This window comes from Roseateles sp. P2_H4 (assembly GCF_056403315.1).
In genome coordinates, this window is the sequence record NZ_JBFUFR010000025.1 from 18506 (window position 1) to 31379 (window position 12874).

At 68.3% G+C, this 12874-nt stretch carries 12 protein-coding genes; 7 read left to right on the top strand and 5 right to left on the bottom strand.

What is annotated here, in order from left to right; translation table 11 throughout:
• Window positions 1-55: 55 nt before the first annotated feature.
• Genes parC through AC1DW3_RS18885 form a run of 5 tightly spaced genes read right to left on the bottom strand, consistent with a single transcriptional unit; the run spans window position 56 to window position 6588 of the window.
• The gene (gene parC, locus AC1DW3_RS18865; protein ID WP_477933708.1) at window positions 56-2383 is read right to left on the bottom strand and encodes a DNA topoisomerase IV subunit A; all 2328 of its coding nucleotides are present in this window, start codon (window positions 2381-2383) and stop codon (window positions 56-58) included.
• Window positions 2380-3045: a lytic transglycosylase domain-containing protein gene (locus tag AC1DW3_RS18870; RefSeq protein ID WP_477933710.1), complete on the bottom strand. Its 666-nt coding sequence runs from the start codon at window positions 3043-3045 to the stop codon at window positions 2380-2382. The genes parC and AC1DW3_RS18870 overlap by 4 nt, the downstream gene beginning before the upstream one ends.
• A complete protein-coding gene (locus AC1DW3_RS18875; RefSeq protein WP_477933712.1) occupies window positions 3042-3566 on the bottom strand; it encodes a GNAT family N-acetyltransferase in 525 nt (174 codons plus the stop codon). The genes AC1DW3_RS18870 and AC1DW3_RS18875 overlap by 4 nt, the downstream gene beginning before the upstream one ends.
• Window positions 3563-4594 carry a histone deacetylase family protein gene (locus tag AC1DW3_RS18880; RefSeq protein ID WP_477933714.1) on the bottom strand — a complete coding sequence of 344 codons (1032 nt, stop codon included), beginning with the start codon at window positions 4592-4594 and terminating at the stop codon, window positions 3563-3565. Before AC1DW3_RS18880 ends, AC1DW3_RS18875 begins: the two co-directional genes overlap by 4 nt.
• The gene (locus tag AC1DW3_RS18885; protein ID WP_477933716.1) at window positions 4594-6588 is read right to left on the bottom strand and encodes a DNA topoisomerase IV subunit B; all 1995 of its coding nucleotides are present in this window, start codon (window positions 6586-6588) and stop codon (window positions 4594-4596) included. Before AC1DW3_RS18885 ends, AC1DW3_RS18880 begins: the two co-directional genes overlap by 1 nt.
• 55 nt (window positions 6589-6643) lie before the next feature.
• Here AC1DW3_RS18885 and AC1DW3_RS18890 point away from each other — a divergent pair, with 55 nt between their 5' ends.
• From AC1DW3_RS18890 to AC1DW3_RS18920, 7 genes are all read left to right on the top strand, one after another.
• Window positions 6644-8023, top strand: coding sequence for an amidohydrolase family protein (locus AC1DW3_RS18890; protein WP_477933718.1), 1380 nt, complete (start codon window positions 6644-6646; stop codon window positions 8021-8023).
• Window positions 8024-8038: 15 nt separating this feature from the next.
• Window positions 8039-9262, top strand: a complete 1224-nt coding sequence (locus AC1DW3_RS18895; RefSeq protein WP_477933720.1) for an MFS transporter — start codon at window positions 8039-8041, stop codon at window positions 9260-9262.
• Entirely contained in the window at window positions 9259-9384 is a 126-nt protein-coding gene (locus AC1DW3_RS18900) for a hypothetical protein (protein WP_477933722.1), read from the top strand. Before AC1DW3_RS18895 ends, AC1DW3_RS18900 begins: the two co-directional genes overlap by 4 nt.
• Complete coding sequence (locus AC1DW3_RS18905) at window positions 9381-9884, top strand: class I SAM-dependent methyltransferase (RefSeq protein ID WP_477933724.1); 504 nt, start codon at window positions 9381-9383, stop codon at window positions 9882-9884. Before AC1DW3_RS18900 ends, AC1DW3_RS18905 begins: the two co-directional genes overlap by 4 nt.
• 44 nt (window positions 9885-9928) lie before the next feature.
• A complete protein-coding gene (dapA, locus tag AC1DW3_RS18910) occupies window positions 9929-10810 on the top strand; it encodes a 4-hydroxy-tetrahydrodipicolinate synthase (RefSeq protein ID WP_477933726.1) in 882 nt (293 codons plus the stop codon).
• Between the two features lie 70 nt (window positions 10811-10880).
• Window positions 10881-12056, top strand: a complete 1176-nt coding sequence (bamC, locus tag AC1DW3_RS18915; RefSeq protein ID WP_477933728.1) for an outer membrane protein assembly factor BamC — start codon at window positions 10881-10883, stop codon at window positions 12054-12056.
• A 28-nt stretch (window positions 12057-12084) separates the two neighbouring features.
• A complete protein-coding gene (locus AC1DW3_RS18920) occupies window positions 12085-12867 on the top strand; it encodes an MBL fold metallo-hydrolase (protein WP_477933730.1) in 783 nt (260 codons plus the stop codon).
• Window positions 12868-12874: the final 7 nt, after the last annotated feature.

A 12874-nucleotide genomic window follows, 5' to 3' on the forward strand; every position in this document is an offset into this window, starting at 1 on the left:
TGTCAGATGTGCACCAAGTCACGTCGCCCTGACACCATTGTCGAGCGCATGCACCTCATTCGCTCGTCAGGCGCGCCACCTTCTGCAGGCCATCCACGGCCTTGCCCTTGCGGGCGCGTTTGCCTGCGTGGGCCGCGAGAGACTGGTTCCTCAACAGCTCCTCGCGCGGCTTGCCGCCACGGCCGCTGCCGAGCACGCGCAGCTGGGTCGTGAAGCAGGCGACGGACGCGACGCTGTCCTTGGCCTCAAGGTCCATCAGCATCAGGCCCTTGCCGCCCTTGGGCTGGTGCTTGAGTTCATCCAGAGGGAAGCTCAGCAGGCGGCCCTCGGCGCTCAGCACACCCAACTGCAACGCAACAGCGTCGTTGGGCACGGCGGCCAGCAGCGGCGCTTCGCCATCGTCCAGCGCCAGGAAGGTCTTGCCGGCCTTCTGGCGGCCGACGAGATCGCCGAGTTGGGCAATGAGGCCGTAGCCTGTCGAGCCGGCGAACACCAGGCGCTGCGTGGGCGCCCCGGCAACATAGTGAGCGATCTGGCTGCCGGTCTCCAGCTCGATCATCGTCGTGATGGGCTGGCCGTCGCCGCGGCCACCCGGCAGCGTCGACACCGGCACCGAGTAGACCCGGCCATTGCTGCCGACCACGATGAGGGGGTCGACGCTGCGGCAGCGGAACGCGCCCCACAGCGCATCGCCGGCCTTGAAGGTCTGGGCGGCGACATCAACCTCATGGCCCTTGAGCGCCCTCACCCAGCCCTTCTGGCTGACGATGACGGTGACGGGTTCGTCGACGATCTTGACCTCGGCGGTGACGCGCTTCTCGGCCTGGATCAGCGTGCGGCGGTCGTCGCCGTACTGCTTGGCGTCGGCCTCGATCTCCTTGATGACGGTGCGGCGCAGCGCGGCGGCCGAGCCGAGGATGTCTTCCAGCTTGGCGCGCTCGTCGCGCAGCTTGGCCAGCTCCTGCTCGATCTTGATCGCCTCCAGCCGGGCGAGCTGGCGCAGGCGGATTTCGAGGATGTCCTCGGCCTGGCGGTCACTGAGCTTGAAGTGGGCGATCAGCGCCGCCTTGGGCTCATCCGACTCGCGAATGATGCGGATGACCTCATCGATGTTCAGCAGCACTAGCTGCCGGCCTTCGAGCACATGGATGCGGTCGTTGACGTGGGCCAGGCGGTGCTCGGTGCGGCGGCGCACCGTCGTCTGGCGGAAGCCCACCCATTCGGCCAGCATCTCGCGCAGGCTTTTCTGCGTCGGCCGGCCATCGGCGCCGATCATGGTCAGGTTGACCGACGCGCTGCTTTCCAGGCTGGTGTGGGCCAGCAGCGTGTTGATGAGGTCCTGCTGCTCGACGGTGCGGCTCTTGGGCTCGAAGACGATGCGCACGGCCGCGTCCTTGCTGGACTCGTCGCGCACGCCGTCCAGCACGGCCAGCAGGCCGGCCTTGAGCTGCAGCTGCTCGGCCGACAGCGTCTTCTTGCCGGCCTTGACCTTGGGGTTGGACAGCTCCTCGATCTCTTCCAGCACCTTCTGCGCGCTGGTGCCATGCGGCAGCTCGGTGACGACGAGCTGCCACTGGCCGCGCGCCAGGTCCTCGATCTTCCAGCGAGCTCGCACTTTCAGACTGCCGCGACCCGAGGTGTAGGCGGCGCGGATGTCCTCGGGTGCACTGATGAGCTGGCCGCCGCCCGGGAAGTCGGGGCCGGGAATCAGGTCGAAGAGAGTGTCGTCGCTGAGCTTGTCGTCCTTCAGCAGGGCCACCGCCGCCGCCGCGACTTCACGCAGGTTGTGGCTGGGGATCTCGGTGGCCAGGCCCACGGCGATGCCGCTGGCGCCGTTCAGCAGCACGAAGGGCAGGCGCGCCGGCAGCTCGATGGGCTCCTGCGTCGTGCCGTCGTAGTTGGCGCGGAAGTCCACCGTGCCTTCATCGATCTCGTCCAGCACCAGGCGCGCGATGGGGGCCAGGCGCGCTTCCGTGTAGCGCATCGCCGCAGCACCGTCGCCGTCGCGGCTGCCGAAGTTGCCGTGGCCGTCGATCAGCGGATAGCGCAGCGAGAAGTCCTGCGCCATGCGCACCAGGGCGTCGTAGACCGACTGGTCGCCGTGGGGGTGGAAGTTGCCCAGCACGTCGCCCACGACCTTGGCGCCCTTGACGGGCTTGGCGCCGGAGTTGCCGCTCCAGCCCAGGCCCAGGCGATGCATGGCGTAGAGGATGCGGCGCTGCACGGGCTTCTGGCCGTCGGAATACGACGGCAGCGCGCGGCCCTTGACAACGCTGAGCGCGTACTCGAGATAGGCCTGCTGGGCATAGGCGGCCAGCGTCAGCGCGTTGTCGTCACCACCGTCGGTGGGCGGGTTGAAATCGATGGGGGTCTGGGAACTCATGGATGCAAGGTCAAACGCTGAGCGCGGGCCGGCTGGCTCTGCTGCAGCAAGGCCCAGTACAACTCGAGGACGAGATGCACATGGGCCTGGGTTTCGTCGATATCGGGCACGCGGTTGCCGGCGCGGCGCACTGCACCTTCGCCAGCATTCCAGGCCGCCAGCGCCGCGTCGATGTGGCCGAAGCGGCGCAACAGGTCGGCCAGCATGCGGGCGCCGGTGTGGATGTTGATGCGGGGTTCAATCAGACGCGCGGCATCGGCCGGCGTCGCATAGCGGGAGGCCGTTTCGGGCGTGATCTGCATCAGGCCCAGCGCACCACGGGGCGACACGGCGCCACGCTGGTAGCCGGACTCGACGGCGATGATGGCCTTCAGCAGCTCGGCATCCACGCCATGCTGGGCGGCGGCCTCGCGCACCCAGGGCTGCACGGCCTTCACTTCGGGCGCGATGTCCAGCCAGTTGAGCAGGGCCAGGCCCGCGTCGGCCTTGCCGGGCACGCGCTGCATGCCCACGCTGCCCAGCACGGGCTTGTAGCGCGCGTCGATCTGCGTGGAGGCGAAATGGGCCATGCCGCTCGCGTCGACATAGCCCCAGAGGTCGGCTCGCGCGGGCAGGGCCAGCAGGAGCAGCAGCAGAGGCAGCAACGGCAGCCAGCGCGTCATGCCGCCTCCAGCCCGAGCGCGACGCGCGCTTGGTATTCGCGGTCCAGCAACGACATGACGATCAAGGAGTCATAGCCGTCGGCGCCATCGATGGCCACGCGCACGCTTTCGCGCAGGCGGCCTTCCTCGACAAAACCTTCGCTGCGATACAGCTCGAAGGCGCGTGTGTTCAGCGCCTTCACGTCGAGCCAGAAGCGGTGGGACTTGAGCTGCGTGAAAGCCATGGCCTTCAGCTGTCGCACGGCCGCCCGCCCCAGCCCGCGGCCCTTGGGCTGAAGTACCAGGCGCTTCAGCTCGACGGAACCATTCGGGTTGCGGCAGCCCTGCAGGATGACGAAGCCGATGCGTGTCAATTCATCGCCTTCTTCGAGGATGAAGTGGCGCGAATCGGGGAAGCGGATCGCCCCCTCGTGCTGCGTGCGCTCCCACGGCGTGATGAAGGGCAGGTTGGCACCGTCGCGCTCCAGCGACACGACCCAGTCGAGGTCGGACAGCATGGTCGGGCGCAGACGCAAGCTCATGCGCCTTCAAACCCTTGCAGCACGGCCACCACGTTGCGGCCGATGGCCTCGGTCGCATAGCCGCCTTCCTGGATGAAGAGCGTCGGCGCACCGAAAGCCGCCAGACGCTGACCCATGCGGCGAAACTCGGGCTCGTCCAGCTTGAAGTGCGAGATCGGGTCGCCGCCGTAGGTATCGACGCCCAGCGACACGATGAGCAGATCGGGCTGGTAGGGCGTCAGCCGTGCAAGCGCCGCGTCCAGTGCGGCGAACCAGTCGTCGTTGGCGACACCGACAGGCAGCGGGAAGTTGGCATTGAAGCCCACGCCCTCCCCCGCCCCGGTCTCGTCGGCATGGCCAAGGAAGAAGGGGTACTCGGTGCGCGGGTCGCCGTGGATGCTGGCGTAGAAGACGTCGGCACGGTCGTAGAAGATGGCCTGGGTGCCGTTGCCGTGGTGGTAGTCGACGTCCAGGATGGCGACGCGCGCCAGGCCCGCATCACGCGCGGCCTGGGCGGCCACGGCGGCGTTGTTGATGAAGCAGTAACCACCGAAGAAGTCGGCGCCGGCATGGTGGCCGGGCGGGCGGGTCAGCACATAGGCTGAGCGCTGGCCGGCCAGCACCAGGTCCAGACCGGTCAACGACGCCTGTGCGCCGCCATAGGCCGCGGCCCAGCTACCCGACGTCAACGGCGTGCCGCTGTCCATCGAATACAAGCCCATGCGAGCCGCAAAGCTTGCCGGCTCGACATCACTGCGCAGCGAGCGCACCGGCCAGACGGCCGGGAAGGCGTCACCCTCGCCCCCCGTCGCCAGCCACTCGGCATGGGCGCCCTGGATGAAGTCCAGATAGCGCTTGGCATGCACACGCTCCAACGGTGTACGGCCGTGGTCGACAGGCGCAAGCACATCGCCCAGGCCGGCGGCCTGCACGGCCTGCAGGATGTAGTCGGCCCGCGCCGGAATCTCGAACGCCGGCACCAGGCGGCCGCGGAAGAACTCATGCGTTGCCGCATGGGCCGCGTGGTTGGCGTTGTAGACGGTCTTCATCAGACGTCGATCTCCACGGCGTCGCCGTGCAGCTCCATCAGCTCGCGGCGCGAGGCGGCTTCGCCCTTGCCCATCAGCTTGTTGAAGGACTCCACCGTCGCGGCGAAATCGATCTGGCCGTACTCGACGCGCGACAGGCGGCGCGTGTCGGGGTTCAGCGTCGTGTCCCACAGCTGCTCGGCGTTCATCTCGCCCAGGCCCTTGAAGCGGCTGATGCTCCAACTGCCTTCGCGGGCGCCTTCCTTGCGCAGTTTGTCCAGCGTGGCGGTCAGTTCGCCCTCGTCCAGCGCATAGAGCTTGGCAGCGGGCTTCTTGCCGCGCGCCGGTGCGTCCACGCGGTACAGCGGCGGGCGGGCAACGAAGACATGGCCGGTCTCCACCAGCTTGGGGAAATGGCGGAAGAAGAGTGTGAGCAGCAGCACCTGGATGTGCGAGCCGTCGACGTCGGCGTCCGACAGGATGCAGACCTTGCCGTAGCGCAGGCCGGAAAGGTCCGGCGTGTCGTTGGGGCCGTGCGGGTCCACGCCCAGGGCCACCGAGATGTCGTGGATCTCGTTGTTCTTGAACAGCAGGTCGCGCTCGACCTCCCAAGAGTTCAGCACCTTGCCGCGCAGCGGCAGGATGGCCTGGGTCTCCTTGTCGCGACCCATCTTGGCGCTGCCGCCGGCGGAATCGCCCTCGACGAGGAAGACCTCGTTGTGCAGCAGGTCGCGGCTCTCGCAGTCGGTCAGCTTGCCGGGCAGCACGGCCACGCCGGAGCCTTTTCGCTTTTCGACTTTCTGGCTGGCGCGTTGCCGAGTTTGTGCCTGCTTGATGACCAGTTCGGCCAGCTTCTTGCCGTGGTCGACATGGTGGTTGAGCCACAGCTCCAGGGCCGGCTTCACATAGGCCGACACCAGGCGCAGCGCGTCGCGGGAGTTCAGCCTCTCCTTGGTCTGCCCTTGGAATTGCGGGTCCAGCACCTTGGCGCTCAGCACGAAGCTGGCGCGCGAGAACACGTCGTCCGGCATCAGCTTGACGCCCTTGGGCAGCAGCGAATGCATTTCGATGAAGCCCTTGACGGCGCCGAACAGGCCGTCCTTCAGGCCGGACTCGTGCGTGCCGCCGGCCACCGTCGGGATCAGGTTCACATAGCTCTCGCGCAGCGGCGCGCCATCCTCGGTGAAGGCCACGCACCAGGCGGCGCCCTCGCCTTCGGCAAAGTTCTCGCTCTCGCCGGCGGTGGCAAAACCCTCGCCCTCGAACAGCGGGATCAGCGGGTCGCTGTTCATCGACTGCGCCAGGTAGTCGCGCAGGCCGGCCTTGTAGAGCCAGGTCGTCGTCTCGCCGGTCTTCTCGATCTTCAGCGTGACCGTCACGCCCGGCATCAGCACGGCCTTGGAGCGCAGCAGGTGCACCAGCTCATGCTTGGGCAGCTCGGCACTCTCGAAATACTTGGCGTCGGGCCAGACTCGCACCGTCGTGCCCTGCTTGCGGTCGCCGCTGGCGGCAGGGCGGCTGACGACCTGCTGGACGACGTCGCCATGCTCGAAGGCGATGCCGGCGACCTGCTTGTCGCGCCAGACCGCCACTTCCAGCCGCTTGGCCAGCGCATTGGTCACGGACACGCCGACGCCGTGCAGGCCGCCGGAGAAGCTGTAGGCGCCCCCCGAGCCCTTGTCGAACTTGCCGCCGGCATGCAGGCGGGTGAAGACGATCTCGACGACCGGCACGCCTTCTTCGGGGTGCAGGCCAAAGGGAATGCCGCGTCCATCGTCGGCGATGGACACCGAGCCATCGGCATGCTGGGTCACGTCGATGCGCTTGCCAAAACCGCCCAACGCCTCGTCGGCGGCGTTGTCGATGACCTCCTGGATGCAGTGCAGCGGGTTCTCGGTGCGGGTGTACATGCCCGGCCGCTGTTTGACGGGCTCCAGGCCCTTCAGAACACGGATGGAGGCTTCGCCATATTCGGCAGATTTGGCGGCGGGAGTGACGGGGGAACGGCTCGACATAGGGGCGGGATTCTAAGAAGTAGGATTCGCGGCCCTCGAAAACGAGTCCTGCCGCTTGAGATTCCTGATCACTTGCTTGTTGCTGACCTGTAGTTTTTCACAGGCCCAGACGCCGCAGCCCCCGCAACAGCCCTACCAGGCCAGCGCCCCGCTGTCCTGGGAACTGAAGAACGCCCGCTGGTTCGACGGCCGGCAGATCCAGCGCGGCAACCTCTACGTCGAGAACGGCGTGTTCGTCGCCAGGAAGCCGGCCAAGGTCAACCGCAAGATGGACATGCGCGGCCAGGTGCTCATAGCCCCGCTGGCGGAGGCGCACAACCACAACCTGCAGACGGCCTGGGGTTGGGGCCAGTTCGCGGACAAATACATCGACGAAGGCGTTTTCTACGCGGCCATGCTGTGTGGCGACCCCGCCGGCGTCGCCGAGGTGAGGCCGCTGGCGGCCACGCCGGCCGCGCCCGACGTCAGCTTCGTGACCGCCTGCATCACCTCGCCTGACGGCTACCCCCTGGCCGCTGTGCTGCCCGAGCCCAGCGCCGAAGCGGCGGCGGCGCAGAACCAGATCGTCCTGGTCGACAGCCCCGAGCAGGCCATCGCCCAATGGCCGGTCATCAAGGCACGCGGCGGCGGCTGGCTGCGCATCGTGCTGGCCCACAGCGAGCGCCCCGAGTTGCGGCAGCAACCCGCCATGTTCGGCCGCCTCGGCCTGAGGCCCGACACGGCGTCCGAGCTGACGCGCCTGGCCCACGCCGACGGCCGGCGCGTCGTCGCCCATGTCGAGACGGCGGCTGACTTCGACGCCGCCCTGGCCGCCGGCGTCGACGCCATCGCCCATCTGCCCGGCTATGCCAACACGCTCGACGAGGCCCCCGAGCGCTTCACGATCAGCGAGGCGGCCGCGGCCCAGGCCGCACGCCAGCGCACGGCCGTCATCACGACGACGGCGGCCACCGCCCTCTTCAAGCTCGACGCCGCAGCGCTGGCGGCGATGCGCGAGATCCAGCGCGGCAACCTGGCCCGACTGCAGGCCGCCGGCGTGCCGCTGTTGATCGGCTCCGACGTCTTCATCGCCACGGCCCGCGCCGAACTGCACGCGCTGGACGACCTCGGCCTGGACCGCGCGACGCTGCTGCGCCTGGCCACGCAGGACACGCCGCGCGCCCTCTTCCCCGGCCGCAGGCTGGGCTGCTTCGAGCCGGGCTGCGAGGCCAGCTTCCTCGTGCTGGGTAGCGACCCGCTGGCCGACCTGGCCCAGGTCGACATGCCGATGCTGCGCGTCAAGCAGGGCCGGCTGCTGACCCGACTGGCGGACGTGGCCGCGTCCAGCTCGCAGGCCAGCACGTCGACGGCCGAGCCGCCGAAGAAGGCCGCCGCCAAGAAGAAAGCGGGCACCAGCGCCAAAGCCAAGACGCAGAGCAAGGCCAAGCGGCGCTGATTACAGTCAGCCGCCATGAATACCCCCCGCTCCGCCTCCACTGGACTGTCCGTCCAGCAAGTGCTGCTCTGCGGCGCCCTCATCGTCACGCTGTCCATGGGCATCCGCCACGGCTTCGGCTTCTGGCTGCAGCCCATCATCACGGAGCGGGGCTGGACGCGGGAGACCTTCTCCTTCGCGCTGGCGGTGCAGAACCTGGCCTGGGGCGCCGCCGGCCCGATCGCCGGCATGCTGGCCGATCGCTTCGGCGCCTGGAAGGTGCTGGTGATGGGCGGCCTGACCTATGCGCTGGGCCTGCTGCTGATGGCGGTGACCAGCCACCCGCTGACGTTCACGCTGAGCGCCGGCGTGCTGATCGGCATCGCCCAGTCGGGCTCGACCTATGCCGTCATCTACGGCGTGCTGGGCCGCACGGTGTCGCCGGAGAAGCGCTCCTGGGCCTTTGGCGTCGCGGCGGCGGCGGGCTCCTTTGGCCAGTTCGTCATGATCCCCATCGAGACCTGGCTGATCAGCCACCTCGGCTGGCAGACGGCGCTGGTCCTGCTCGCGGGCGCCGCCCTGCTGATCGTGCCGCTGGCTCTGGGTGTGCGCGAGCGCAGCATGGCGGCCTTCAGCGGCACGCACCAGAGCATCGGCCAGGCGCTGCGCGAAGCCTTCGGCTACCGCAGCTTCCAGCTGCTGATGCTGGGCTATTTCGTCTGCGGCTTCCAGGTCGTCTTCATCGGCGTGCACCTGCCGAGCTATCTGAAGGACCATGGCCTGGGCATCGAGGTGTCCACCGGCGCGCTGATGCTGATCGGCCTGTTCAACATCTTCGGCACCTATGCGGCCGGCTCGCTGGGCCAGCGTTATCCGAAACGCTATCTGCTGTCGGCCATCTACGGCCTGCGCGCCGTGGCCATCGTGACCTTCATCTCGGTGCCGCTGACGCCGATGAGCGTCTACATCTTTGCCGCCGTCATCGGCTTCCTGTGGCTGTCCACGGTACCGCCGACGAATGCCGTCGTCGCGCAGATCTTCGGCGCCCAGCACCTGTCCATGCTCGGTGGCTTCGTCTTCTTCAGCCACCAGATCGGCAGCTTCCTGGGCGTCTGGCTGGGCGGTCGCCTCTACGACGCGACCGGCAGCTACGACGTCGTCTGGTGGCTGGCCGTGGCGCTGGGCATCATGGCGATGCTGGCCAACCTGCCGGTGCGGGAGACACCCATCCCGCGTTCGGTACAGGCGCAGCCGGCATGAAGCCCGGCCGCTGGCTCTGGCCGACGCTGGCCGTCGCCGTGCTGGCGGCCACCGTGCTGGCCTACCGCCACCCCGCCGTCATGGTCCAGCTCAGCGAGCAGATCTGGGCTTGCTTCGGATGAGCATCGAAGCCTCCGCCTGGCTGCGGCGTCTGGCGCCCACGCCGCCCGGCGCCGCCCTGGACGTGGCCTGTGGGTCGGGGCGCAATCTGCACTGGCTGGTGGGCACGGGTTGGCAGGTCACGGGCGTCGATCGCGACGCGGCCGCCACGGCGCCGCTGCAGGCCCTGGCCGAGATCGTGACCGCCGACATCGAGAACAGCCGCTGGCCGCTGTCGGATCGCGAGTTCGACCTGGTCGTCGTCTGCAACTACCTCTGGCGGCCGCTGTTCGATGACATCCGGGCCGCCGTCAGGCCGGGCGGCTGGCTGATCTGGGAGACCTTCGCCGACGGCCAGCAGACCATCGGCCGGCCGTCACGGCCCGATTTCCTGCTGCAGCGCGGCGAGTTGCTGCGCGTTTGCGCGGACTGGCGCATCGTGGCTTACGAAGACCTGTTCGAAGATGGCGTCAACCCACGCTTCGTCCAGCGCGTTGCGGCGATTCGGCCGCCAGAGTTGTGACTCGGGCAGCCTAAAATCGCCAGATTCCTCAAGAAATTCCCACCATGAAGCCCATCCTCGGCAGCATCGTCGCCCTCGTCACCCCGATGAACGAGGACGGCAGCATCGACTACCCCGCCCTGCGCCGCCTCATCGACTGGCATGTCGAGGAAGGCACCGCCTGCGTCGGCGTCGTCGGCACGACCGGCGAGTCGCCCACGGTCAGCATGGAAGAAAACCGCGAAATCATCCGTGTCGCGGTCGAGCACGCCAAGGGCCGCATCCCCATCCTGGCCGGCACCGGCGCCAACTCCACGGCCGAGGCCATCGAGCTGAGCCGCTACGCCAAGGAAGTCGGCGCGGACTGCACGCTGTCCGTCGTGCCCTACTACAACAAGCCCTCGCAGGAGGGCATCTACCAGCACTTCAAGGCGATTGCCGAGGCCGTGGACATCCCCATGATGCTCTACAACGTGCCCGGCCGCACCGTCGCCGATATGGCACCCGAGACCACGCTGCGCTGCGCCAGCCTGCCCGGCGTCTTCGGCGTCAAGGAAGCCACCGGCAACATCGAGCGCGCGGCCTTCCTGATCAAGCATGCGCCTGCGGGCTTTCACATCTACTCGGGTGACGACGGCACGGCCGTGGCCCTGATGCTGCTCGGCGGCCACGGCAACGTCAGCGTCACGGCCAATGTCGCGCCGCGCCAGATGGCCGAGCTGTGCCGCCTGGCCATCGAAGGCAATGCCATCGAGGCCCGCAAGGTGCACCTGCAGCTGCTTGGCCTGCACAAGCAGCTGTTCTGCGAACCCAGCCCCGGCCCGGCCAAGTGGGCCCTGTCCCGCCTGGGCCGTTGCGGCGGTGCGCTGCGCCTGCCCATCACCCCGCTCACCAGCGCCGGCCAGGCCAGCGTTGGCCAGGCCATGGTCGAAGCCGGATTGCTCTGAAGGCTCTGGTCTAATGCGCGGCTGCGCCGGCCTTGTCCGGCGTTCTAGTTCCCCGGAGATTTCCAGCGTGATGTCTGTTTCCTCGCTCCGCCCCACGGCGACCCGTCTGGCCTGCACGGCCTTTGTTCTGTCGCTTGCCGGTTGCAGCACCATCGACAGCATGTTCTCGACCGACAAGGTCGACTACAAGGCCGCCTCCCGCCAGACCCAGGGCCTGGACGTCCCGCCCGATCTGACCCAGCTCGCCAAGGACAACCGCGCCCAGGTGCAGGGCGGCTCCATCACCGCCTCGGCCCTGTCCGCCGTCAAGCCGGCGAACTCGGTCAACGCCCAGTCCCTGGTGGCCGGCAGCGTGGCCGCCAATGCCACTGGCGATGTGCGCCTGGAACGCAGCGGCGCCGAGCGCTGGCTGCACACCTCGGCCACGCCGGAACAACTCTGGCCGCAGATCCGCAATTTCTGGCAGGAACGCGGCCTTGAGGTCGTCAAGGAGCAGCCCGAGGTCGGCACCATGGAGACCAACTGGGGCGAGAACCGCGCCAAGTTGCCGCAGGACTTCATCCGCTCCACCATCGGCAAGGTCTTCGACGGCCTGTATTCCACCGGTGAGCGCGACATGTACCGCACCCGTGTGGAGCGCAGTTCCACCGGCACCGACATCTTCATCAGCCACCGCGGCATGCAGGAGGTCTACACCTCGCAGGGCCGTGAATCCACCGCCTGGCAGAACCGTCCGGCCGACCCCTATCTCGAAGCCGAGATGCTGTCGCGCCTGATGCTCAAGCTCGGCGGCAAGGAAGACGCTGCCAAGACCATCGTCGCCGAAGCGGGCTCGCCCGCCGCGGCCACGACGCCCAGCACGCTGAGGGTCGGCGGCGAAGCCCAAGCCGCCCGTCGCCCCTTGTCCGAGGTGCCCGACAGCCTCAGCGTCAACGACGGCTTCGAGCGCGCCTGGCGCCGCGTCGGCCTGTCGCTGGACCGCCATGGCTTCACCATCGAAGACCGCGACCGCGCCGCCGGCCTCTTCTACCTGCGCTACGCCGACCCCGAGCAGGCCGGCAAGGACGAGCCCAACTTCTTCCAGCGTCTCTTCGGCGCCAAGGCCGCCACGCCGGTGCGCTACCGCGTCGCCGTCAAGGCCGAGGGCGTCAAGAGCACGGTGCGCATCCTGGACGACCGTGGCCAGGCCATCGCGGACGACAACGCCAAGCGCATCCTCAGCCTGCTGATGGATGACCTGAAGTAAGCCTCGCTGCTGCACGGAAGTCGCTGCCGTGATGCGCTTTTGCAGCCTCGGCAGCGGCAGCGGCGGCAACTCGACACTGGTCGAGGCCAGCCAGGGCATCACGAGCACGCGACTGCTCGTCGATGCCGGCTTCAGCGTCCGCGAGCTGGTCAGGCGGCTGGCTCGCGCGGGCTGCGCCCCTGAAGACGTCGACGCCGTCTTCATCACCCACGAGCATGGCGACCACATCGGCTGCGCACTCGCCTTCGCGACGCGCTTTCGGCTGCCGCTGATCATGAGCCGCGGCACCTGGCGGGCAGTCGGCAACGCCGACTTCGACCCGACCCTGCTGCGCATCGCCAGGGATGGCGAGGTCATGGCGATGGGGGATATGGCCTTGAGCCCCTTCTCGGTGCCTCACGACGCCAATGAGCCGCTGCAACTGGTGCTGGACGACGGCGCACTGCGCCTGGGTATCGTGACCGACCTGGGCAGCGCACCGGCCGGCGTGGCGCAGGCGCTGGCGGGATGCCGCGCCCTGCTGCTCGAGTTCAACCACGACGAGGGCATGCTGCGCAGCGGCCCGTATCACCCGGCGCTCAAGAAGCGCATCCTCGGCAGCCATGGCCACCTGTCGAACGCCGCCGCCGCCGACTTGCTGAGCCGCTGCCTGCATGCAGGCCTGCAGACGGTCGCCGCCGCCCATCTCAGCGAGCACAACAACACACCCGAACTGGCACGCGCCGCAATGGCCGCCGCGCTCGGCGAGGCCGAATCAGATATTCGCGTCGCCCACCCGACCTTGGGTTTGGACTGGCTGGCCCTGAACTGAGGTCAGC